Origin of the sequence: Clostridium yunnanense (genome assembly GCF_016595795.1) — a bacterium.
Classification (GTDB): Bacteria; Bacillota; Clostridia; order Clostridiales; family Clostridiaceae; genus Clostridium_AR; species Clostridium_AR yunnanense.
Window position 1 is genome coordinate 37,065 of record NZ_JAENHN010000026.1, and the last position, 23,998, is coordinate 61,062.

25 protein-coding genes are annotated in these 23,998 nt (G+C 31.2%); 22 read left to right on the plus strand and 3 right to left on the minus strand.

Going from position 1 to position 23,998, the window contains the following annotated elements; all coding sequences use genetic code 11:
• The first annotated feature begins 9 nt into the window (after positions 1–9).
• The 8 genes from rsmB (at position 10) to spoVM (ending at position 7,815) form a co-directional block, all read left to right on the plus strand.
• Complete coding sequence (rsmB, locus tag JHL18_RS08190; protein WP_200267978.1) at positions 10–1,335, plus strand: 16S rRNA (cytosine(967)-C(5))-methyltransferase RsmB; 1,326 nt, start codon at positions 10–12, stop codon at positions 1,333–1,335.
• 4 nt (positions 1,336–1,339) lie between these two features.
• Positions 1,340–2,374, plus strand: coding sequence for a dual-specificity RNA methyltransferase RlmN (rlmN, locus tag JHL18_RS08195; protein ID WP_200267980.1), 1,035 nt, complete (start codon positions 1,340–1,342; stop codon positions 2,372–2,374).
• A gap of 15 nt (positions 2,375–2,389) precedes the next feature.
• The gene (locus tag JHL18_RS08200) at positions 2,390–3,109 is read left to right on the plus strand and encodes a Stp1/IreP family PP2C-type Ser/Thr phosphatase (RefSeq protein ID WP_200267982.1); all 720 of its coding nucleotides are present in this window, start codon (positions 2,390–2,392) and stop codon (positions 3,107–3,109) included.
• A 1-nt stretch (position 3,110) separates the two neighbouring features.
• A complete protein-coding gene (gene pknB / locus JHL18_RS08205) occupies positions 3,111–5,093 on the plus strand; it encodes a Stk1 family PASTA domain-containing Ser/Thr kinase (protein WP_200267984.1) in 1,983 nt (660 codons plus the stop codon).
• A gap of 273 nt (positions 5,094–5,366) precedes the next feature.
• Positions 5,367–6,233 carry a ribosome small subunit-dependent GTPase A gene (gene rsgA / locus JHL18_RS08210; protein WP_200267987.1) on the plus strand — a complete coding sequence of 289 codons (867 nt, stop codon included), beginning with the start codon at positions 5,367–5,369 and terminating at the stop codon, positions 6,231–6,233.
• Positions 6,227–6,877 (plus strand): ribulose-phosphate 3-epimerase, encoded by a 651-nt coding sequence (gene rpe / locus JHL18_RS08215; RefSeq protein ID WP_200267989.1) that lies wholly within the window; start codon positions 6,227–6,229, stop codon positions 6,875–6,877. The genes rsgA and rpe overlap by 7 nt, the downstream gene beginning before the upstream one ends.
• 2 nt (positions 6,878–6,879) lie before the next feature.
• On the plus strand, positions 6,880–7,509 hold the full coding sequence (locus JHL18_RS08220; RefSeq protein WP_200267991.1) for a thiamine diphosphokinase: 630 nt from the start codon (positions 6,880–6,882) through the stop codon (positions 7,507–7,509).
• Positions 7,510–7,731: 222 nt separating this feature from the next.
• Positions 7,732–7,815, plus strand: a complete 84-nt coding sequence (spoVM, locus tag JHL18_RS26565) for a stage V sporulation protein SpoVM (protein ID WP_420839215.1) — start codon at positions 7,732–7,734, stop codon at positions 7,813–7,815.
• A 104-nt stretch (positions 7,816–7,919) separates the two neighbouring features.
• Here spoVM and rpmB read toward each other — a convergent pair whose 3' ends face one another.
• The gene (gene rpmB, locus JHL18_RS08230; RefSeq protein ID WP_128213979.1) at positions 7,920–8,111 is read right to left on the minus strand and encodes a 50S ribosomal protein L28; all 192 of its coding nucleotides are present in this window, start codon (positions 8,109–8,111) and stop codon (positions 7,920–7,922) included.
• A gap of 193 nt (positions 8,112–8,304) precedes the next feature.
• Between rpmB and JHL18_RS08235 the strand changes: the two genes are divergently transcribed.
• From JHL18_RS08235 to JHL18_RS08260, 6 genes are all read left to right on the plus strand, one after another.
• Complete coding sequence (locus JHL18_RS08235) at positions 8,305–8,652, plus strand: Asp23/Gls24 family envelope stress response protein (RefSeq protein ID WP_200267995.1); 348 nt, start codon at positions 8,305–8,307, stop codon at positions 8,650–8,652.
• Between the two features lie 12 nt (positions 8,653–8,664).
• The gene (locus JHL18_RS08240; RefSeq protein WP_200268021.1) at positions 8,665–10,314 is read left to right on the plus strand and encodes a DAK2 domain-containing protein; all 1,650 of its coding nucleotides are present in this window, start codon (positions 8,665–8,667) and stop codon (positions 10,312–10,314) included.
• Between the two features lie 366 nt (positions 10,315–10,680).
• Entirely contained in the window at positions 10,681–12,714 is a 2,034-nt protein-coding gene (gene recG, locus JHL18_RS08245) for an ATP-dependent DNA helicase RecG (RefSeq protein WP_200268022.1), read from the plus strand.
• Positions 12,715–12,825: 111 nt separating this feature from the next.
• Entirely contained in the window at positions 12,826–13,383 is a 558-nt protein-coding gene (gene rsmD, locus JHL18_RS08250; protein WP_200268023.1) for a 16S rRNA (guanine(966)-N(2))-methyltransferase RsmD, read from the plus strand.
• A gap of 1 nt (position 13,384) precedes the next feature.
• Complete coding sequence (coaD, locus tag JHL18_RS08255; RefSeq protein ID WP_200268025.1) at positions 13,385–13,867, plus strand: pantetheine-phosphate adenylyltransferase; 483 nt, start codon at positions 13,385–13,387, stop codon at positions 13,865–13,867.
• 2 nt (positions 13,868–13,869) lie between these two features.
• The gene (locus JHL18_RS08260) at positions 13,870–14,409 is read left to right on the plus strand and encodes an ATP synthase subunit B family protein (RefSeq protein WP_420839214.1); all 540 of its coding nucleotides are present in this window, start codon (positions 13,870–13,872) and stop codon (positions 14,407–14,409) included.
• Here JHL18_RS08260 and ylbJ read toward each other — a convergent pair.
• Together ylbJ and JHL18_RS08270 are read right to left on the minus strand one after the other, a co-directional pair.
• Positions 14,392–15,549 carry a sporulation integral membrane protein YlbJ gene (gene ylbJ, locus JHL18_RS08265; RefSeq protein WP_200268027.1) on the minus strand — a complete coding sequence of 386 codons (1,158 nt, stop codon included), beginning with the start codon at positions 15,547–15,549 and terminating at the stop codon, positions 14,392–14,394. The two genes, JHL18_RS08260 and ylbJ, sit on opposite strands and share 18 nt — an antisense overlap.
• Before the next feature lie 75 nt (positions 15,550–15,624).
• Positions 15,625–16,854 carry a nucleotidyltransferase gene (locus tag JHL18_RS08270; RefSeq protein ID WP_200268029.1) on the minus strand — a complete coding sequence of 410 codons (1,230 nt, stop codon included), beginning with the start codon at positions 16,852–16,854 and terminating at the stop codon, positions 15,625–15,627.
• Positions 16,855–17,067: 213 nt separating this feature from the next.
• On the opposite strand from JHL18_RS08270, the gene pta reads away from it, so the two are divergent.
• From pta to JHL18_RS08310, 8 genes are all read left to right on the plus strand, one after another.
• On the plus strand, positions 17,068–18,069 hold the full coding sequence (gene pta / locus JHL18_RS08275; RefSeq protein WP_200268031.1) for a phosphate acetyltransferase: 1,002 nt from the start codon (positions 17,068–17,070) through the stop codon (positions 18,067–18,069).
• Positions 18,070–18,099: 30 nt separating this feature from the next.
• On the plus strand, positions 18,100–19,296 hold the full coding sequence (locus tag JHL18_RS08280; protein ID WP_200268033.1) for an acetate/propionate family kinase: 1,197 nt from the start codon (positions 18,100–18,102) through the stop codon (positions 19,294–19,296).
• Between the two features lie 122 nt (positions 19,297–19,418).
• Complete coding sequence (locus JHL18_RS08285; RefSeq protein WP_200268035.1) at positions 19,419–19,916, plus strand: YceD family protein; 498 nt, start codon at positions 19,419–19,421, stop codon at positions 19,914–19,916.
• Between the two features lie 12 nt (positions 19,917–19,928).
• The gene (rpmF, locus tag JHL18_RS08290) at positions 19,929–20,111 is read left to right on the plus strand and encodes a 50S ribosomal protein L32 (RefSeq protein ID WP_200268037.1); all 183 of its coding nucleotides are present in this window, start codon (positions 19,929–19,931) and stop codon (positions 20,109–20,111) included.
• A gap of 492 nt (positions 20,112–20,603) precedes the next feature.
• The gene (gene plsX / locus JHL18_RS08295) at positions 20,604–21,611 is read left to right on the plus strand and encodes a phosphate acyltransferase PlsX (protein ID WP_200268039.1); all 1,008 of its coding nucleotides are present in this window, start codon (positions 20,604–20,606) and stop codon (positions 21,609–21,611) included.
• 111 nt (positions 21,612–21,722) lie between these two features.
• Positions 21,723–21,953 carry an acyl carrier protein gene (gene acpP / locus JHL18_RS08300; RefSeq protein ID WP_200268041.1) on the plus strand — a complete coding sequence of 77 codons (231 nt, stop codon included), beginning with the start codon at positions 21,723–21,725 and terminating at the stop codon, positions 21,951–21,953.
• Between the two features lie 143 nt (positions 21,954–22,096).
• Positions 22,097–22,795 carry a ribonuclease III gene (gene rnc, locus JHL18_RS08305; RefSeq protein WP_200268043.1) on the plus strand — a complete coding sequence of 233 codons (699 nt, stop codon included), beginning with the start codon at positions 22,097–22,099 and terminating at the stop codon, positions 22,793–22,795.
• Positions 22,788–23,825, plus strand: coding sequence for an elongator complex protein 3 (locus JHL18_RS08310; protein WP_200268045.1), 1,038 nt, complete (start codon positions 22,788–22,790; stop codon positions 23,823–23,825). Before rnc ends, JHL18_RS08310 begins: the two co-directional genes overlap by 8 nt.
• Positions 23,826–23,998 lie beyond the last annotated feature (173 nt).

Sequence of the window (23,998 nt, forward strand, 5' to 3'; positions counted from 1 at the left end):
AGGTAAAAGATGAATAGTAGAAAAATAATCAAAGATACTTTAGATAATATTTTGTATAACGGCGCTTATTCAAATATAGAACTAAATAAGCGTCTTAGCGAAAGTGATTTAAACGACAAAGATAAAGGTCTAGTTACTGAAGTAGTTTATGGTACAATTAAATATAAAAAAAGTATAGATTATATAATCTCTACTTTAGTGGCTGATGAAAAGAAAATAGATAAAAGAATTCTAAATATATTAAGAAGTGCAATATACCAAATTAAATATCTTGATAGAGTTCCTGATTTTGCTGTAGTTAATGAATCTGTAAATTTGGGTAAAAAGATTTCAATGAATTCTTCAAGGTTTATAAATGGAGTGCTCAGAAACTTTATAAGAAACAAAGATAATGAAATTAAAAGTAATATAAGTGATGTTGAGTATCTTTCAATTGAGTACTCATTTGAACCGTGGATGGTTAAACTTTTCTTAGAACAATATGGTAGAGAAAAATGTATAAAGATATTAAGTGGACTCAATTCAACTCCAAGCGTTACTGTAAGGGTTAATTCGTTAAAATCAGATTATGATGAAGTTTTTGATGAATTAAATGAACAGGGGTATACAGTTGAAGAGGGAAATATATGCCCGGAAGCTATAAACATAATTAGAGGAAAGAGTATAGAAAACAATCCTCTGTTCATACAAGGAAAAATAACAGTTCAAGATGAGAGCGCTATGATGGTAGCTCCACTATTAGAACTTAATGGAGACCTTAAAGTGCTAGATCTATGCAGCGCTCCGGGTGGTAAAACAACTCATATTGCGGAGCTTCTAGATAATAAAGGGACAGTAATAGGTTGTGATATTTATGAGCATAAACTTAAATTAGTAGAAGAAAATAAAGTTAGATTAGGAATAGAGAATATACAAACAAAACTACTGGATGCAGCTAAGTACAATAGTGAATTTAGGGGAATTGCTGATAGGATTTTAGTTGATGCTCCATGTTCAGGTTTGGGAATTATAAGAAAAAAACCAGAAATAAAATGGACAAAATCTCAAAAAGATCTAAAAGATCTGGTTGATATTCAAAGAGATATGTTAAAGAATGCATGGTTATACTTAAAACCTGATGGAATAATGGTATATTCTACATGCACATTGAATAAAAAAGAAAATGAAGAAAATATAAAATGGATTAAAGAAAATTATAAAGATGCGCAGCTTGAAAAGATCTATTTAGGGGAAAGTGACAATGTAATATACAACGAAGATGGATCAGTAACTATATTACCAAATGAATTTTTTGATGGTTTTTATATTGCAAAACTTAGGAAGTTAAGTAGGTGATACAATGGATAATATCTTAGATTTAACTCTTGATGAACTTAAATCATGGATGAAGACAAATAATGAAGGAGCTTTTAGAGCTAAACAGGTCTTAGAATGGGTATACAAGAAGCATACTTTTGAATTTAAAGATATGACTAATATATCTAAGGCTTTAGTTGAAAAATTAGAAGATAACTTTTATTTTGGTATACCGGAAATTAAGGAAATCTACACATCTATTAATGATGATACAAAAAAGTTGCTTTTGGAATTTAAAGATGGAAATTTAATTGAAGCAGTTATTATGAAGTATAAACATGGAAATTCAATTTGTGTCTCTACTCAAGTTGGCTGTAGAATGGGGTGCAAATTTTGTGCTTCAACCTTAAATGGAATGGTCAGAAATCTAACTACTGGAGAAATCATAGCAGAAATTTTAGTTGGTGAAAAAATTCTTGGTGAGAGAATATCCAATGTAGTTTTGATGGGGAGTGGAGAACCCTTTGACAATTTTGAAAATGTTATGAAATTTTTAGAATTAGTAAATGCTGACTATAGTTTGAACATTGGTCAAAGACACATAACGCTTTCAACTTGTGGAATAGTGCCTAAAATAAAGGAATTTGCAGATAAAGATACACAGATTACTTTAGCTATCTCGTTACATGCTTTCAGTGATGAAAAGAGAAAACAGATAATGCCAATAGCAAATAAATATTCAATAAAAGAGATATTAGATGCTTGTGATTATTATATTAAGAAAACGAAAAGAAGAGTAACCTTCGAATATTCATTGGTTAAGGATGTAAATGATTCAAAAGAAGATGCAAAGGCATTGGCGGGATTGCTTAAAAATATGCTGTGTCATGTGAATTTAATACCAGTCAATGAAGTAATTGAGAACTCCTTTAAAAGATCATCTAAGAAAACAATTGAAGAATTCGAAAGTATTTTAAAAGGCTATGGTGTTGAAGTTACTGTAAGGCGAGAGATGGGAACGGATATAAATGCCGCTTGCGGTCAATTAAGAAGAAGCTATATCAATTCCCAGAATTAATAGGGGGAGGATTCTATGGTAAGCATTAAAACAGATGTGGGTAACAAAAGAAATTTAAATGAGGATTTTGCTAGTTACTATAAAGATGATAAATATTCTATTTACGTAGTCACAGATGGTATGGGAGGTCATAATGCTGGAGAAGTCGCAAGTAAGATGGCTGCAGAAGGCTTGATTTCCTATTTTAGTGAAAATTATGGTACAATAGATGATATTGATTTATTAAAAACTGCTATAGAGCATGTAAATAGAAGTATATTTGAATTTTCTTTAGGCGACGATGCCTTAAATGGTATGGGCACTACAATAACTGCTTGCTTTGTAACTAAGAACTTAGTTCAGATAGCTAATGTTGGAGATAGTTGTTGCTTAGGAATTATAAAGGATAAAATAATCAAGATAACTAAAGATCACTCTTTAGTTCAAGAACTTGTGGATTGTGGGTCTATAAGTGAAGAAGAGGCAATGCATCATCCTAGAAAAAATGTCATTACAAGAGCTATAGGTACAAATTTAAATGTAGAAGTAGATTTATTTGATATAACTTCTTCAGGTTTTGAGATACTTGTTTTGTGCTCAGATGGCTTAACCAATGAGATTTCGAATGAAGAGATTAAAGGCTTGATCAAGTCCAAATCTAACTATGATGACGCTTGTACTGCTCTAGTTGAACTGGCTAAAGACAGAGGGGGAAAAGACAATATTACTGTAATGATATTTGGAGGAGAGATATAGCATGGTAGGTAAGGTTTTAGGAGAAAGATATGAAATCCTTGAGAAGATAGGCGAAGGGGGAATGTCCTATGTCTATAAAGCAAAATGTCATAAGTTAAAAAGATATGTAGCAGTTAAAATACTAAAAGATTCCTTTACCAATAATGAAGAAATCATCGAAAAATTTAAAAGAGAAGCTACTGCCATTGCCAATTTAACTAATCCTAATATTGTGAATATATTAGATGTAGGTACACAAGATAATATTCACTATATAGTGATGGAATATGTAAAAGGTAAAAATCTTAAAGAAATAATAAACGAGCATGGGAAGTTTTCCTATGAAAGTGCAATAAGTATTGCCTCTAAAGTAGCAAATGCACTAGATTGTGCACATAGAAATAATATAATACATAGGGATATAAAACCTCAAAATATATTGGTTACTGAAGAAGGTATAGTAAAGGTTACAGACTTTGGTATTGCAAAATCAACGGATTCTTCTACAATAACTTATACTAATAGTGTTATGGGTTCAGCACATTACTTTTCCCCAGAGCAAGCAAAAGGAAGTTATATAGATTGTAGAACAGATTTATATTCTTTAGGTGTGGTGTTGTATGAAATGGTAACTGGTAGAGTTCCTTTTGATGGCGAATCACCGGTATCTGTAGCTTTAAAACATATTCAGGAAGAGGTAGTTCCACCTAAGAATTTAAATAGCAAAATTCCAGATAGCTTAAATTCTCTAATTCTAAAAGCAACTGAAAAAGAACCTATTAAGAGATATCAAAGTGCTAAAGAAATAATAGGAGATTTGGAAAAAATTAAAGAAAATCCAAATGCTCAAATAATTATTCCAGTTGAATCTTTAGAAGATGATCATACCAGAATAATGGAACCAATAACGGTTGAAGCTATAAAGCAAGCAGCGGCAAAAAAAGCTTCTAATGTAAAACCGAAAGATGTTGATGACGAAGATGAAGAAGACGATGAGTATTATGATGATGAAGACGAAGATGAAAAGTTAACCCCAAAGCAGAAAAAACAAAGAACCAAGAATAGAATTTTACTTGGTCTTCTACTTGCACTTTTACTTGTTATTGGTGCGGTTACGGCATATGCTATTACAAATAAAAATGCAAAACCGCCTGCAACTAAGGAGCAAGTTGAAATTCCTAATGTAATTGGAATGACTAAGGACCAAGCAAAAAGTACTATTGAGGGAAAAGAACTTGTATTTGTTGATGGCGGCCAAGAAAACAGTGACAAACCAAAGGATACAGTTACGCAAGTAACTCCAGGAGTTGGTCAAAAAGTTGACAAAAAAACGTCAGTTAAAGTTGTAATAAGTGCTGGTGTTGCAACAATAAATGTTCCAGATTTAGTATCACAAGGCTTAGATGAAGCTGCTGCTAAAAAAGCTATAGCTAGTGCAGGATTTTCTGTAGGAAATGTGACTCAAGATTATAGCGATACTGTGCCAAAGGGCAAGGTGATGAGTCAGGAGCCTGCTGCAAATGCTGTGAAAAATAAAGATGATAATACTGCAGTGAGCTTTGTTATAAGTAAAGGTCCACAACCTGTATTAGTACCAAGCTTTATAAATATGACTGTAGATGAAGCTCAAAAATCTATTAGCGATAAAAAATTGAGTTTAAATTTAAAACCAAAAGAAGTTGTAACTGATAAAGTTGAAAATAAAGATATGGATGGTAAAATATTTGATCAAACAATACCTAAGGATACTGAGGTAGCTAAGAATACAGATATAACTGTTCAATATTATAAATATCAGCCTAGGAAAATAGATGTTCAAAATGAACTACATGGGAGAACTAGGGATTATGCTGAAGCTTGGCTTAATGCAAAAGGTTTCTTCTATAATTTTGATGATCCAAGTCAACCTAAAGATTCCATAGTAGACAGAGTAGAACCAGCTCAAGCTGCTCCTAAAGACACTGTGAAAGTTTATTTAAAACCAGCAAATAAACCAGCTCAATAAAAAAGTCGCTGAAGCGTCCTTCTTCAGCGAGCTTTTTAACGCGTAAGCCTTTCCTAATGTATATGAGGAAAACTTGGCAGGTGAATAAGTTTTATCTTTTACTGTGTGAACATAAAAGGCTTATAAAACTATTGAAGTATATAGGTTTAGATAAGTTGATAATTTTATATTTTCATATACAGTAAAAAATGGTGCCAGTATATGCTGGCACCATTGCATTTTTATCGAAAAAGTGTTTATTATATTTATAGAATATATTTTTTGGGAGGTACTATGACAGGTACAATAATTAAAGGCATTGGTGGTTTTTATTACATAAAGACAGAAGAAGGAATAATTGAATGTAAGGCAAGAGGCATATTTAGGCATAATGATCTGAAGCCCATGGTAGGTGATAAGGTTGAGATAGAAGTTACTAATGGTAAAGGCGTAATTAACTCTATACACGAAAGAACTTCTGAGCTTATAAGACCTACTGTCTCAAATGTTACTCAGGCATATGTAGTTTTTGCTATAAAGAATCCAGATATAAATTTTGACTTGCTGAATAGGTTTTTAGTATTGTGTGAACACAATAATATAAAGGCCATTGTTTGTCTAAATAAAATCGATTTATGTAGTGAAGAAGAAAGCATAAATATAAAAAACATCATAAATAATCTTGGATATGAAGTTTTATACATAAATGCAAAAGGACAATTGGGACTTGATGTTTTAAGAAGCAGGCTTTCAGACAATGTAACTGTATTATGCGGTCCATCAGGAGCAGGGAAATCAACTCTTATAAATGCCTTAGCTGACAAAGAACATATGGAGACTGGCGAAATAAGTGAAAGGCTAAAAAGAGGAAAACACACTACTAGACATAGCGAACTTATTCCAGTGGAGGATGGTTTTTTAGTAGATACTCCTGGTTTTTCAAGTCTAGATTTAGATTTTATTGAAAAAGATGACCTAAAGTATTGTTTCCCTGAGTTTATTGAATATAATGAACAGTGTAAGTTTACAGGTTGTAGTCATTACAAGGAACCTAAATGTGCAGTTAAAGATGCAGTAGAAGAAGGAAAAATAAGCAAGCTTAGATATGAATTTTACATAAGATCACTAGAAGACATAATGAGGAGGAAGATTAAATGGTAGTTTTTTCACCATCAATTTTAGCAGCAGATTTTACTAAACTAGGAGAGCAAATAAAAAGGGTAGATGAGGCTGGGGCCGAATTTATCCACATTGATGTTATGGATGGAGCTTTTGTTCCAAACATATCTTTTGGATTTCCTATTATAAAGGCTATTAGACCTTTAACAAAAAAGGTTTTTGATGTTCATCTAATGGTTGAAGAACCTGCAAGGTATGTAGATGAATTTATAGCTACAGGAGCTGATATAATCACAATACACTACGAAGCCGATAAACATATTGATAGAACCATTTCGTATATAAAAAGTAAGGGAATAAAGGCAGGGATATCTCTTAATCCTGCAACACCTGTTGACATTATCAAGCATCTTATACCAAAACTAGATATGGTTCTTATCATGTCTGTTAATCCAGGTTTTGGTGGCCAAAAATTTATTGATTACTCTCTAGAAAAAATTGAGCAAGTAAAAGAATTATCAAAAAGATATAATCATGAACTTCTTATAGAAGTAGATGGTGGGATAGATAAGAGTAATATAAAGAAAGTTGTAGATTCTGGAGCTAATGTAATAGTTGCAGGTTCTTCAGTTTTTAATGGAGATAATATAGAAAATAATTTAATGGAGCTTAGAAGGGTGCTGTAATAATGAAAGCTGTTATAGTAGCAGGAGGAAAGGCTCCAGATAAAGAGCTGTTTTTACGTGAAATTGAAGATGCAAATTATTTAATAGCTGCGGATAGTGGTGTTAATGTTTTTTATAAATATGACGTTTGCCCTAATGTTCTATTAGGTGATTTTGATTCTGCTAAACATGAAGCGATTGATGCTTTTAAAGAAGTTGAGATAGTTAAGTTTAAACCAGAAAAGGATTTTACAGATAGTGAATTAGCTTTTAAGCATGCAATAGAAAATGGAGCAGATGAGATTGTTTTACTTGGATGTACAGGTACTAGGCTTGATCATACTATAGCTAATATAGGGCTATTAAAGAGTGCTCTAGATTTGAATATAAAGGCTATGATTAAAGATGAGAACAACTGTATTTTTTTAGTTTCTAAAGACACAGTACTTCAAGGATCTCACGGACAAACTATATCTTTTCAAGCTTTTGGAGAGAAAGTAGGAAATTTTTATATAGTGGATGCAAAATATCCACTTCAAGATTATAGCTTAGAATTTGGAGATGGAAGAACTGTTTCTAATGAATTTATAGATAAATCTATTAAAATTACTTTTTCTAGTGGCACAGTTATGGTTATCTATAGTAATGACTAACAATTAAAGATGTACCAGTTCGAACCGAAATCTATTTTTAAAACTCTCACGGCTTCTGGTGAGAGAATTTAAAAATATAAATTTTATTACGAAGTGGTACATCATAAAATAAAAAATCTAATAATTTATGAAAAATTATTTGTCACCAATAAATTGCTTTTTGCATATTATATATAAAGCAACTTATTGGTGGCTTTTATATTAATTGTGGGAGGAATTAGAATGAAGATAGTAGCTATAAAGTTACCTAAATTTTTATCTGTTTTTTTAAGGATTTTTATAAGAAAAGATAGGAAACATACATAAGAAAAACTAATATTATTTAATAAAGTAAAAAGCGTGCCATAGGCACGCTTTTAATGTTAAAAAAAAATGCAATTGCTAATTTACAACTGCATTTCACAAGATTCTTAGACAGCTCTTTGAACCTTACCTGAACGTAAGCATCTAGTACAAACATGAACAGTTTTTGGTGTTCCGTTAACTACAGCTTTAACTTTCTTTATGTTAGGAGCCCATTTTCTCTTGCTTTGTCTGTGTGAGTGGCTGTATTGTACTCCTGATATTACACCCTTGTTGCAGATTTCGCATTTTCTTGACATTTACAACACCTCCTTAACTCTGAAGATTGTGATCTTCAATAGGACATATAATATATTATCACAACATGTATAATTTATGCAAGATAAAAATACAAAATATGTGCAAAATATTAGAGATAATTAAGAGTATTGAATAATCTTCCTATTTAATATAGAATATATTTAACGGAATATAGCAAGGAGGAATTTAATTATGATAGGCGTATCAAATGAGTTTGGAAATATATCATATTCTGATGAAGTAGTGGCTAAAATAGTTGGACTTTCAACTATGGAATGCTATGGTGTTGTTGGAATGGTATCTAAAAATGCAACTGATGGTTTTTGGGAGTTAATAAGAGTTGAGAATTTAAGCAAAGGTGTTAAAATAAATTTTAAAGAAGATAAACTAAATGTAGAACTATTCGTTATGGTTGAGTACGGTACAAAGATATCTGTTATAGCAAATAATATAATTCAAAAAGTTAGATATAACGTAGAAAATTATACTGGAATTAAAGTATCATCAATAACTGTTAACGTGCAAGCTGTGAGAGTTTAGGAGGGCAAACTAATGAATTATATTAGAGTAAATGGTGAAAATTTTTATAATATGGTGATCAATGCAAGTAATAGATTGGAAGAGCAAAGCGAGTATGTTAATTCGCTTAATGTCTTTCCTGTTCCAGATGGTGATACTGGAACTAATATGTCAATGACATTTAAAGCTGCTGTTAAGGAAATTGAACCCTTAAAAGGAGCTTCTTTAGGTGAGATTTCAAAGAAACTTGCTAAAGGTGCTTTAATGGGTGCGAGAGGAAATTCAGGTGTTATATTATCTCAAATACTTAGAGGTATTTCAAAGGGCTTAGAAAATAAAGTGGAAGCGGATACAACTGAGTTTGCCAATGCTTTATCAGAAGGCGCTAAATCAGCTTATAAGGCAGTTATGAGACCAACAGAGGGTACAATCTTAACTATTATAAGAGCTGCAGCTGAAGCTGCTTCAGAATCTTCTGCTACTGATGTAACAGTACTAATGGAACAAGTTTGTAATCATAGTAAAACAATGCTAGATAGAACTCCTGAAATGCTTCCAGCTTTAAAGAAAGCAGGAGTTGTAGATTCTGGTGGAATGGGTCTTTTAATTATATTACAAGGGATGTATGAGGCTTTAGAAAAAAATCTACAAGCAGAAATACAAAACTTTAAACCAGCAGTTACAGGAGTATCAGCTGCAAATAACATGGAAGATCATGATATTAAATTCGGATATTGTACTGAATTTATAATTATGGGAGATAGCTCTAAATCCAATAAGTTTAAAGATGAAATAGAACACTATGGAGATTCAATGATTGTTGTTGGATATGAAGACGTTATTAAGGTTCATATTCATACAAATGATCCTGGCGCAGTTCTTTCAAAGGCAGTTAAGCTGGGAGAATTATCAAAGATTAAGATTGATAATATGAGGGAAGAACACAGACATCTTTTAGTTGAAAAAGAATACGAAGATGTTCCAGACGAAAATATAGTAGCTGTTGAACAAGATGTGGAAGAAAAGAAAAAATATGCTTTTGTGTCAGTAGCTATGGGAGCTGGAATAAAAAATATATTTAAGGATTTAGGAGTTGACCATGTAATTGAAGGTGGTCAAACCATGAATCCAAGTACATTAGATATACTTGAATGCATAGATAAACTAAATGCAGAGCATATCTTTGTATTCCCAAATAATAAAAATATTATAATGGCTGCTAATCAAGCTGCAGAAATATCTGATAAACATATAGTGGTTGTTCCTACAAAAACAATCCCTCAAGGTATTACATGTATTACGATGTTTAATCCAGAAGCTGAAGTTGAGGATAATATAAAAGAACTTAATGATTCAATCGAACTAGTTAAGTCAGCATCTGTAACATATGCAGTAAGAGATACTGAAATGGATGGAATAGAAATAAAAGAAGGTAATATACTAGGTCTAATTGAAAGTAAAATTAAGCATGTTGGCGGCGATGTATATGAAGTTACTGAAGAGTTATTGAACCAAATGGTAGATGAAGACAGCGAACTTATTACTTTATTTTATGGAAAAGAATGTGATGAAAATGAAGTAAAGCAATTTGTTGCTAGACTTGAAAAGAAGTATAGTGATATAGATGTTCAATGTTATAATGGTGAGCAGCCATTATATTACTTTCTAATATCTGTTGAATAAATTTTAATATTTCATACATATGCTAGCTTAGTGAATATAGATTTATTTAAAGATGAATTTATATAATAAACTGCTAAATAGTACATGTAATCCTATTGAAATTTTAAATATATATGTCTATTAGGGTTAATCAGGATATTGATAATAATTGACATATGATGTAATATAAGAAAAGCGACAATGTCGCTTTTCTTTTTACTATTTCTGATACTATAATAAATAGTAAAGTGAAATTTAATGTAATGAAAATTTAAGTAAAATATAGAATAATAGATTATTAGTCGTATATAAAATGCTTTAATAATTATTAAAACAAATTAAAAATGACTGATAAACTTAATGATTTTTTTATTTTAGGTGGTAAAGATGGATATATATAGCGAGATAAAAAAATTAAAAGGGGTAGGTCCTAAATTAGAAGAAAAGCTAAATCGATGCGGTATTTTTACTATGTTAGATTTGCTTCTCTATTTTCCAAGAGATTATGAATTTGTGGATGGTAATCCTAATATAGATGATATTTCTGAAGAAATTAAACAGATAATAAATTGTAAGGTGGTTTCATTTGAAAGAGATGTTAGAACTAAAAATGGAAAGAGGATAACCTCCATTGCTTTAAAATATGAAAATACTAAAGTTATAGCAAAATGGTTTAATCAACCGTACATAAAGAATAATTTTAAGATTGGTGAAAGTTATAATTTAATGGGGAAATACAAAAAGGTAGGAAGCTATTTTGAAATAGTTAATCCTACTATAGTATTTAGAGATGCCAGTGATAACGAAATACTGCCTGTATACCCTTTGAAAGGGGATATTACAGGAGGAGTTATATCAAAGCTCGTTAATAGTATACTATGCAATATAGTTATTGGTGAAAATTTGCCCGAATACTTATTGTCAAAGTATAATCTTGTTTCTTTGGATGAAGCTATAAGAAATATACATTTCCCTTCTTCAAAAGAAAAGTTAAATGGAGCAATTACTAGATTGAAATTTCAAGAGTTGTTTACATATTCGGTAAAGCTTTTAATGTTGAAGAATCACTTGAAACAAGGCAATAATGGTATTAAATTTACCATGTGTCCGGAACTTACAGACTTAAAAAAATCACTTCCTTACCAGTTGACTAATGCGCAAGCGAAAGTTGTTAGAGAGATACTCCTTGATCAAAAAAGCTCTAGTCCTATGAATAGACTTGTTCAAGGAGATGTAGGAAGTGGTAAGACTGTTGTAGCATTTATATCAATGTTTAATGTATATAAGAACGGATATCAGGTAGCTATGATGGCACCAACTGAAATTTTGGCATCGCAGCATTTTTATGAGGCAAAAAAGCTACTTGGTAAATTCGACATAGATATCGAACTTTTGACAGGAAGTACAACGAATAAAGAGAAAATTAGGATAAAAGAAAAAATTTCTTCTGGAATCCCTATTGTTGTAATAGGGACTCATGCTATAATACAGGAAGATGTTAATTTTACAAATTTAGGGTTGGTTGTCACTGATGAGCAGCATAGATTTGGGGTAGAACAAAGAAGTAAACTAATCAATAAAGGAAAAGAACCAGATGTTCTAGTAATGACTGCGACTCCAATACCTAGAACTTTAGCTTTATATTTATATAGCGACTTGGATGTTTCTATTATTGACGAACTTCCTCCTGGTAGAAAAAAGATTGAAACATTGTTCTTTCAAAGCGAATCAAAATATCAAGCATATAATTTGGCGTTAGATGAAATTAACAAAGGAAGACAAGTTTATGTCGTTTGCCCTCTAATAGAAGAGGATGAAGATGGAAAGCTAAATTCTGTTGATAAGGTATATAATGACCTTGTTGATGGAGTTTTAAAAGAACATAAAATCGAAAGACTACATGGGAAGATGGCTCCAAAGGATAAAGAAGATATTGTAAATAGATTTAAAGAAGGGCATATAAAAGCATTAATATCAACAACGGTTATTGAAGTTGGAGTAAATGTGCCTAATGCTAGTGTAATGATCGTTGAAAATTGTGAAAGATTTGGATTAAGTCAATTACATCAGCTTAGAGGAAGAGTAGGCAGAGGGCAATATCAATCTTATTGTATCTTAGTTGGCAATGCTAAAAATAATATTACTAAGAAAAGAATGATGATAATGACTGAAAGTAACGATGGATTCTACATTGCAGAACAAGATTTAAAGCTAAGAGGATCTGGAGAAATGTTTGGCTTAAGACAAAGTGGAGATTCTGGATTGATTTTAGCAGATATAATTGAAGATATGAAGATTCTAAGGTGTGCCAGTGAAGAAGCTAAAATAATCCTACAAAGCTCTGATTTAAATAATGTAAAGCTAATTACAGAAATCAGTAAAAATCTTTCTAGAAGCTCAAAGTATATTTGCTTTAACTAAAAAAACTTAATAAGATATTTTTTGATTGCAGATAGGTACCTATCTACTTAAATAATATTTAAAATTATTTATCTATATGATAAAATTCACTTAATTTAGGAGGACATACAAATGAGAATAATAGCAGGAAAAGCAAAAGGGAAAAAATTATTATCACCACCTACATACGATACAAGACCAACATTAGATAGAGTAAAAGAAGCTATGTTCAGCAGCATACAATTTTATATTCCTGATGCTGTTGTAATTGATATATTTGCAGGTACAGGTAGCTTAGGGTTAGAAGCTGCAAGCAGAGGTGCTAAAGAATGTTATTTAGTCGATAAAAGTCCGATAACATATCCAGTTTTAAGGGAGAATATTCAAAACTTAAAGTTCGATGAGTTCTGTTTCTCTCTAAATATGGATGCCTATAGTGCCTTGAACTCAATGGCTGATAAGGGAAAGGTGTTTAATATTATTTTTATTGATCCACCTTATCTAAAGAATATGATTCCTGATGCGATAAAGATAGTAGAGGATAGGAATTTACTGGATCCGAATGGTATAATTGTGACTAAGATAGATACAAGTGAAGAAATCTACCAAGGTAGTGAAAAAATTAAAATAACACATGAAAGAAAATATGGAAATACAACAGTTGTCTTTTATAAGTACAAGGAGGCCTAAAATGAAGATTGCCGTATACCCTGGAAGCTTTGACCCAATAACAAATGGACATCTTGATATTATTTCTAGAGGGGCTAAGGTTTTTGATGAAGTAATAGTAGTAGTACTAGTTAATGTTGATAAAAAAGGACTATTTAAAATCGATGAAAGAGTTGATCTAATAAAGAGGGTTACAAAGGATTTTCCAAATGTTAAGGTTGAACTATTTAATGGTTTGTTAGTGGATTTTATGAGACAAAAGAAAGCCACTGTAATATTAAAGGGATTAAGAGCTGTTTCGGACTTTGAGTACGAGTTTCAGATGGCTCTAATGAATAATAAATTGGATCCAGAAGTAGAAACTGTTTTTATGATGACTAATGCACAGTATTCATATCTAAGCAGTTCTGCTGTAAAGCAGGTTGCTAAGTTTGGTGGATGTATACGTGGCTTAGTTCCTGATGAAATAATTGTTGATGTTATAAGTAGAACAAAGGGGGAATAAGAGTGAGCAAAATGGAGGTTAATGTTATTGAGCTTCTTGAATATCTTCAAGATATTGTTGAAAGTGCAGCTAAGGTTCCTATTACGGGAAAAGTTGTGGTTGATAAGAAAGAAGTTTTAGAAGTTGTAGATCAAGTTATAAATTACTTGCCAGATGAATTTAAAAAAGCACAATGGGTAATGACTGAGAGGGAAAGAATTTTAGGAGAAGCCCAGAAAGAATACGAAAATGTAAAAAAACAGACTATGGATCTTCTAAAAAAGCAAGTTGAAAATCATGATATTGTAAAAGAAGCTAACATTAGAGCACAAGAAATAATAGCCTCAGCTCAAAGAGAAGCCAAGGCTATAAGAATAGGTGCACGGGATTATGCAGATGAAATATTAAGTCAACTTGAAAAAGAAATAGAAGTTAAAACAAAAGAGATTCTAAATATAATTAAGACTAACGTAGAAACTCTAGCAACTAATATGAATGATGATATGAATAAAACAGCTGTTACTATAAGAGAAAATATTAAGGAATTAAGAAGCATTAAATAATTTTTTTATACTTAGACAAATTATTGTGAGTAGCATAAATATTAAGTATGGCAGCCAAATTTGGTTGTTAATACCCAATGGTAAATTTGTGCTGAATGTAGGTATTGTAGTTATGAATATAGTACATAGAATGAATGTGACGATTACACCTATCAATCCTTGCAAGAACTTAACAATAAAATACTTTTTTACAGAGATATCATATTTGTAAAAAAAAGCGTGTGTTTGTGCAATGATTGAAAAGCCTCCAAAGCAGCAAAAAAAGCTTATGAGGCATAATTTTATTGTTATAGATAAAGTACTGCTTGTTATAATATAACATCCGTTAGTTAAGTCTAAGCTACCTAGGAATAAAGCTGATAACAATTCGTTATTTAAGTTCATATTTGATATACTTTTAGAAATAATGCTTGCAATAGCATTATTTTTTATTATAGCTATTAATACAGCAAAAATAATTACATAGCCGCCTACCATTAGAGTGCCATTTATACCGTCGTTAATAGATAATTTAAAAGCTTCGCCTATATTGAGGTTTTTAGGTGATGGTTTAAAATTTAATCTTTTAGGATTTGCTTTACTTTTGGAAAATAAGCCAATTATAAAAAATGACAAGTAGTTTGCAGCAAGTATTATATAACCATAATAAATATTGTTGAGCATTGAACTAGCTACAGATCCTAATATGAATAATGGACCAGCGTTAGAAGCGATGTTTAAAAGTCTTTTGAACTCAAGTTCATCTATATAACCATTATCATAGAGCTCGGAACTGTATTTTGCACCAAGAGGATAACCACATAACATACTTGCAACAATAGCGAAACTACAGTTTTTACTCAATCTTAGAGGTCTACATAAAATTGGTCCTAATAATTTAGAATATATAGATATTCCATCAAAAGCAATAAGAAGATTGCATATAACCATAAATGGAAACAAAGAAGGCAATATGGCTTTTATAAATAATTGCGCGCCTTGTAGAGCTGCTTCCATACAACTTCTTGGATTTACTACAAAATAGAATATTAATATTGTTAATGATAAAGTTACAAAGGTGCTTGTCCTATTAAAATTAAGCTTTAGTAGCATAAATATTAATAAAGCTGATGCGATAAGCAATAAAAAGATACTATACATGAGATCCCTCCTTATCTCATGTATAGTATCTTTTTTATATTTTTATTCTTCAATTACTTTGAAAGCTTTTAATATTTATTTATGCACAAAAGGACTAATTAGATAATCTGCATTAACTGGGATAACTGGATTTATGAGTGAATATGCATTTGAAGCTCTTAAATCAAGTTCTAGCATAGAATCATTTATTTGTTTTGGCAACTTATTTATTATATTTATTTCTGATTTCTTTTTTATTTCTTTTACTATCTGAGCGCCAACACTGTTTAGTCCAAGAACCCTAAGATAATTTGGCTTTGAAGTTCTTAAAGACTTAATATCATAGTTTTCAAAACCTATAAAATATTGACATATAAGTCTTGAAAGTCTTGTATAGGCATATCTTTTACTCTTAACTAACATTATAAGTTCGTCAGCAGATTTTGCTTTTATAATTTCTTTTATAAATTTGTTTTCCAAACCTTCCATGTTATCTGGGAGCTTAGAAAACGAATCAGGATTAGTTGTGATCTTATACTTTATGTACTTAAGGAAATCATCATTTGATGGAAAGTTATTTGAGTTTTTCCTTATATCATTTATTATTTGTATAGTTGTATTAGGCATGTATTTATAAAGTTCATCTATTGAAGAATTTTTATAAAGCTCTTCTCTTATAGCGGTGGCACTTGCAAAACTACTGGTAAGGGTTATGTCATTGTATTCTGAACCTATTCTTTTAATAGTTATCGGATTGATATTACTTTCTGATTTAATTATACTTTTGCAGTACTCTATACCTAGAATATTATTTGAGGAATTTAAGAAGTTTTCGAATTCCTCTGTATTTAAATTTAAATCATCGTATTTTTTAAAATACTCTAGTAAAGCTTCTGAACGTGCTTTTACATATGATTTGCCAAGGTTTAAATGATTTCGTAATAATGCTTTAAACTCATCTGATTCATATGATAATATTTTAGCTACTTTCATAATTATATCTATTTCTCCAACTTCACTTCCGAAACATATGGACTTAACCACCGATGTTTGGTTTAAAATATCTACAGCTCCTTTTGCAAAAAATTCAGCTGAAGATACTGAAAATACTGTAGGGAGTTCTATAACTAAGTCAACTCCATTAAGCACAGCAATTTGAGCTCGAGTCCATTTATCTAAGATTGAAGGTAGTCCTCGCTGAACAAAATTTCCGCTCATTACACATATTACACCATCAGCATTAGTTAGCTTCTTAGTCTGTTCAAGATGTAATTTATGCCCGTTGTGAAAAGGGTTATATTCAGTTACTATTCCAACAATATTCATAATAAAACCATCCTTTATTAATTATAGATATATAATACACCAAACATTGGATAGAATAAATAAAGTATTAAAAAAATGAAATGTCAGATTATTATTAATTATTCAAATATAAGAACTACTATGTTTTTGGCTTTATGTGTTGAAATCTACTCTAATTTAGGAGTATATTAGTATATGTAGATATTATCCGTTCGACTGAAAGGAGAAATGAACATGGAACTTATGAAGCAAATTTGGGATATGGCACAAAAAGATATAAAGAAAATTGTGCTACCTGAGGGAGATGAAGAGAGAACACTCGTAGCATCTCAAAGAATTAAAGAAAATGGATTAGCAGAGGTAACTTTAGTAGGATCTGAATCAGTTATTAGAAGTAAAGCCGCAGATTTAGGTGTTGATCTAACAGGAATAAATATCGCTGATCCAGAAACTTCAGATAAGCTTGAAGTTTATATTAATGAATTTTATGAGCTTAGAAAAAGTAAAGGTATGACAATTGAAAAAGCAGGGAAAATTGTAAGAGATCCATTATATTTTGGTACAATGATGGTGAAGGTTGGAGATGCAGATGGTATGGTTTCAGGTGCTGTGCATACTACTGGAGATCTATTAAGACCAGGTCTTCAAATAATCAAGACTGCACCAGGAGTTTCTGTTGTATCAAGTTTCTTCATTATGATGGTACCAGGTTCTAAATATGGTGAAGAAGGAATGCTTTTATTCTCAGACTGTGCTGTTAACCCAAGCCCAAGTTCAGAGCAACTTGCAGCTATTGCAATAGCAACAGCTGATACAGCAAAAAAATTATGTAAGATAGAGCCTAAGGTTGCTATGCTTTCATTCTCAACAATGGGATCAGCAGATCATGAGGTTGTAGATAAAGTTAGAGCTGCAACTGAAAAAGCAAAAGAATTAAGACCTGATCTATCAATAGATGGAGAAATGCAATTAGATGCAGCTATAGTTGAAAAAGTTGCGAGTCAAAAGGCACCTAATAGTGATGTAGCTGGTAAAGCTAATGTTCTTATATTCCCAGATCTTCAAGCTGGAAATATAGGCTATAAGCTTGTACAAAGATTTGCGAATGCAGAAGCAATTGGACCAATCTGTCAAGGTTTTGATAAGCCTATAAATGACTTATCTAGAGGTTGTAGTTCAGATGATATTGTTAATGTAGTAGCACTTACTGCTGTTCAAGCACAATTAGATAAATAGAACATTTTAATCATTTTAGGAGGAATAGAAATGAACATATTAGTAATTAATTGTGGAAGTTCGTCTTTGAAGTATCAGTTAATTGATATGAGTAAGGAAGAAGTTTTAGCAAAAGGACTTGTTGAAAGAATAGGAATAGAAGGATCAATACTTACTCAAAAAGTAGAAGGCATGGACAAATACGTAATAGAACACAAGATGAATGACCACAAAGATGCAATAAAATTGGTTTTAGAAGCACTTGTAGACAAAGATAATGGTGTACTAAAGTCAATGGATGAAATATCTGCAGTAGGACATAGAGTTGTTCACGGTGGTGAAAAATATTCAAGTTCAGTTCTTATTGATGATGAGGTTATGAAGTATTTAGAAGAATGCATTAAACTTGCTCCACTTCATAATCCACCAAACCTAATAGGAATAGATGCTTGTAAAGCTCTAATGCCTAACACACCAATGGCAGTTGTTTTTGATACAGCTTTCCATCAAACAATGCCAGACAAGGCATTCTTATATGCTTTGCCATATGAATTATATAAAGAGCATAATATAAGAAAATACGGTTTCCATGGTACTTCTCATAAATATGTATCTGCTAAGGTTGCAGAAGTTATGGGTAAAGATTTATCAGAATTAAAGATGGTAACTTGTCATTTAGGAAATGGTTCAAGTTTAACTGCTATAAAGAATGGTAAATCAATTGACACATCTATGGGATTTACTCCATTAGAAGGTATTGCAATGGGGACTAGAACAGGAGATCTAGATCCAGCTGTAGTAACTTTTATAATGGATGAACTTGGCTATACAGTTGAAGAAACTAACGAATTATTAAATAAAAAATCAGGAGTATTGGGTATATCAGGAGTAAGCAGTGATTTTAGAGACATTGAAATAGCTGCTGCAAATGGTAATGCTAGAGCTCAATTAGCTTTAGACATATTCCAATATAGAGTAAGAAAATACATTGGCTCATATGCTGCTGCTATGGGTGGCCTTGATGTAGTTGTATTTACTGCTGGTGTAGGGGAAAATGATCCTTTAACAAGACAAAAGTCATGTGAAGGTTTAGAGTTCCTTGGAATAGAAATAGATACTGATAAAAACAACGTAAGAGGCAAAATAGCTGAAGTAAGTAAAGAAGGTTCAAAGGTTAAGGTGTTTGTAATACCTACTGATGAAGAAATGATGATAGCTAAGGATACTTTGGAACTTGTTAGAAAATAAAAAATAAATTTCTTGACTTTTAAAAGTCATGTTTATATAATAAATTGTGTTGTCAGTAAAGATTACTAATTCTGCTATAAGAATGGCTGTGCCATTCTTAGGCATGAAGTGGAGTTGTACATATGATACTACAATTTTCAGATTTAATTAGCAACAGAGAAAGAGTAAAGGCTTTAGACTTTACATTAGATCTAGGAACCTTTAATTATGAAGGTGAATCAATAAAAGCTGTTGAACCTGTAAAGGTGAAGGGTAAGTTCTCTTTCAATGAAGGGCTGTTAGAGTTAGATGTGGATGTTGAAACAGTTTTAGAACTTTCTTGTTCAAGATGCTTAGAAATCTTCTCATATCCAATACACATTAGTGTTAATGAGAGATTTACAAATAATTTATCAGATGAAGATGATGATATTATCTTCGTTGATAGTGATACAATAGATATCACAGAAATAATTGTTAACAATATTATATCAGCCTTGCCTATAAAAAGACTTTGCGATGAAAATTGTGAAGGTCTGTGTCAGCAATGTGGAACAAACCTAAACAAAAAGCAATGTAGCTGTGACAACACTGATATTGACATTAGATTGGCTAAATTGAATGATTTGTTTAGCAAATAAGGAGGTGTAATTATGGGAAATCCTGCTAGAAAAACATACAGAGCAAAGAGAGATTCAAGAAGAGCTCAAACTTTTAAGTTAAGCATACCTGGTATTGTAGAATGTCCACAATGCCATGAAATGAAATTAGCTCACAGAGTTTGTAAAAGCTGTGGACATTACAAGGGTAAAGAAGTAGTTGCTTCAGAACAATAAAGAAAGTCAATTGACTTTCTTTTCTTTATATGCAATAAAATATTTAACAAAAGTTTTTAAACCATATAAAGCTTATTTTTTGTTAAAGTCATTTTGCTGAGTTTCATCATGCATCAGTTATTTGATTTTAATATATATGGTTCCTAATTCAACTATTAAGTTATGCATGCTGCGAAAATCATCAGGAGCCACGATTTTCAGACACGCATAACTTGAATTTTCGTAATGGAACCCTATAAAGATGTATCACTTACAGTTGAAATTTATTTTGAAAACCTCTCTGGTTCTAAGGTGGGAATTTGAAAATATAAATTTTATTACGAAGTGGTACATCCATATTATCCTAATGTTGTAAGTGAGATTGAAGTATAAGATTATTATTAATAATGCATGTTAGAATTATAAGATTATATATCTTAATTCTGCATCAAATGTGTAAATAATAAAATATTAGATTCTAAGTTGAATGATAGGTTACAAAGGGGTGATAAAATGAGAATAGCTATTGATGGTATGGGTGGAGACAATTCTCCTTCTGCGATAGTAGAAGGGTGTATAGAGGCTTTAAAAGAGTTTAAAGATATCGAAATTGTAATTACTGGTCCTGAAGAAAAACTAAAAAGTGAGTTAAGTAAATACCAATATGACAATTTAAAAGTAAAAATCATAAATGCTACTGAAGTAATTGGTACTAATGAACATCCAGTTATGGCTTTAAGAAAGAAAAAAGATTCTAGTTTGAATAAAGCTTTAAAACTTGTAAAAGATAAAGAGTGTGATGCAGTAATTTCAGCTGGAAGTACTGGAGCGTTCCTTGCAGGTTGTACTTTAGTTATAGGTAGAATTAAAGGTATTGAAAGACCTGCGTTATCACCTATTATGCCAGGAATGAATGGGCCTTTTGTGGTTGTTGATGCTGGAGCAAATGTTGACTGTAAACCACAATATTTAAAACAGTTTGCAATTATGGGTAAAGTATATTATGAGAACGTAATTAAGGTATCTAATCCTACAGTTGCATTAGTTAATATTGGTGCAGAAGAAGAGAAAGGTAACGAACTTACTAAGGAGACTTATTCTCTTTTAAAGGATTCTAATCTTAATTTTGTAGGGAATATAGAGCCTAGAGATATCTCAAATGGAGATGTAAATGTTGTTGTGTGTGACGGATTTGTAGGGAATACAGTTCTTAAAATGTATGAGGGGGTTGCTTCAAATCTTCTTGGAACTATAAAATCCGAAATTACATCATCAATAATTACTAAAATTGGTGCGTTATTTATTCTCCCTGTAATAAAATCATTGAAAAATAAATTTGATTACAAGGAATATGGAGGAGCTCCATTTTTAGGTGTTGATGGAATATGCATTAAAGCTCATGGAAGCTCAGATGCAAGGGCTTTTAAGAACGCTATAAAGCAAGCAAGGATGTTTTATGTTAATGATACTCTTGCAAAGCTTAAAGCTGAACTTGAAGTTAATACTAATGATAAAAACTAATATTATTTTTAATATAAAATAATATTTTATTATAAATATGCTTAGAGATATATTGACGATGTCGATTATATATAATATTATCTAAGTAGATTAATTTTGGAGGTGCATTAAATGTTTGAAAGAATAAAAGGAATAATTGCTGATAAGCTTAGTGTGAATGAGGGTGATATTACACTTGAGGCATCATTTATAGAAGATTTAGGTGCAGATTCACTAGATATAGTTGAGCTTATTATGGCTTTAGAAGATGAACTTGAAATGGAAATCCCTGATGATGTAGCAGAAGGCTTTGTTACAGTAGGCGATGTAGTAGAGTATCTTAAAGAACATAGTGAAGAATAATATATCCCGCCTAAAGCGGGATTTTATATTTTAAATTAAGTTTATTCTTGAATGTGTTAATATGTCATAAGTAATAAATTTAAATTAGGCCGTAAAGGATTAACATACTGAAGAATAAACCTTAAGGAGTTGAAATTTTTTAAATGTACGAGTTTAATATTGAAAAGATTGAAAGCAAACTAAATATTTATTTTGAAAATAAACATTTGCTTGAAACTGCATTAACTCATAGCTCATATGCAAATCAGTATAAAGGTGTTGAATATAACGAAAGACTTGAGTTTTTAGGTGACTCAGTGCTTCAAATTTGCATATCTGAATACTTGTTCAATTATTGTAAGGATAAATCCGAAGGTGAACTTACAAAAATGAGAGCTTTAATAGTATGCGAAAATTCTCTTTATGAGGTTGCAAGGATTCTTGAACTTGGTGATCTTATAAGAATGAGTAAAGGTGAAGAACTAACAGGAGGAAGAGAAAGAATATCTATTCAGGCGGACTGTTTAGAGGCTTTATTGGCTGCTATATATTTGGATAAAGGATTAGAGTATGCTAGGGATTTTATAATAACAAACTTCAAACATGTGATCGCAGATGCAATTAATGATAAAATCGTTCTTGATTTTAAAACAAAACTTCAAGAAAAATTGCAAGAGAATGGTGAGGTTAATATAAATTACGAACTAGTTAAATACGAAGGACCTCCGCATAGAAGAAAATTTTATACTAAAGTCGTGATCGGTGATAGGATTATTGGTGAAGGAGAAGGCTTTAGTAAAAAAGAAGCTGAGCAACAGTCTGCTAAAAAGGCTCTGAATTTTTTGGAGGGCAGCTATGAGTAAAAGTTATTATATAATTCCAATCTTCGTACCTCATCTAGGATGCCCGCATAACTGTGTATTTTGTAATCAAAACAAGATATCTGGTGAAGAAGGAATTGTAGATAGTCAGTATGTAGAGAATACAGTAGAAGAGTATTTAAGAACTATAGATATCGATAATTCAACAGTTGAAATTTCATTTTTTGGTGGTACTTTTACTGCAATACCTATTCAGAAGCAAAAAGAACTTTTAGAAGTTGCGTACAAATACAAGAAGTCTAAAAAAATAAATTATATAAGATTATCAACAAGGCCAGATTATATAGATAATGATATTTTAAATCACTTAAAAGAATATGATGTTGATATAATAGAGCTTGGGGTTCAATCTCTTGATAAGGAAGTTCTAAGAAAATCTGCAAGAGGACATTCAAAGGAAGATGTTGAGAAGGCATCGTTGCTTATAAAAGAATATGGTTTTACGTTAGGGCATCAAATTATGCTTGGACTTCCTGGTGATACTTTTGAAAAAGATTTAGATACTGCCAAGAAATCTATTGAAATGAAACCAGATATTTGTAGAATATATCCTGCCTTAGTTATTAAAGATACTCCTATGGAAGAAATGCTTAGAAGAGAAGAGTATAGACCTTACACTTTAAGCGAAGCTGTAACAATAGCAAAAAAGATATATAAGCTTTATATAGAAAATCATATCAATGTTATTAGAGTTGGGTTACAACCTACAGAGAACATTAATACAGGTGGAGACATAATTGATGGGCCATTTCATCCGTCATTTAGAGAACTCGTAGAAAGCAGTATCTTAAATGAGCATATTTACAACTTACTTAAAGGAAATAAAAATGATGTAACCATTAGAATAAATAATAGATATATTTCTAGACTTTATGCTAACAAAAAAGAGTTTTTTAATGAATTAAAGAGTAAGTTAGGTAACGTAAAGATAAATGTATGTATTGACGATTCAGTAAAGATAGGAGAAATCCTAGTTGATTCAAATAACGAAACCAAAATAGTTTCAATATAGATAAAATAGGTAGCGAAGATATGGTTATAAATGAATTTATATTACTTTGATATATAGAGAATTACCTTAGAGCAAACTCTAGGGTTTTCTTTTCGTTACCATTGATATTTTACTTTATTTACTATAAACTTAAATAGAATAAGGAGTGAGCAGTGTGAAGAAAAAAACAAGAA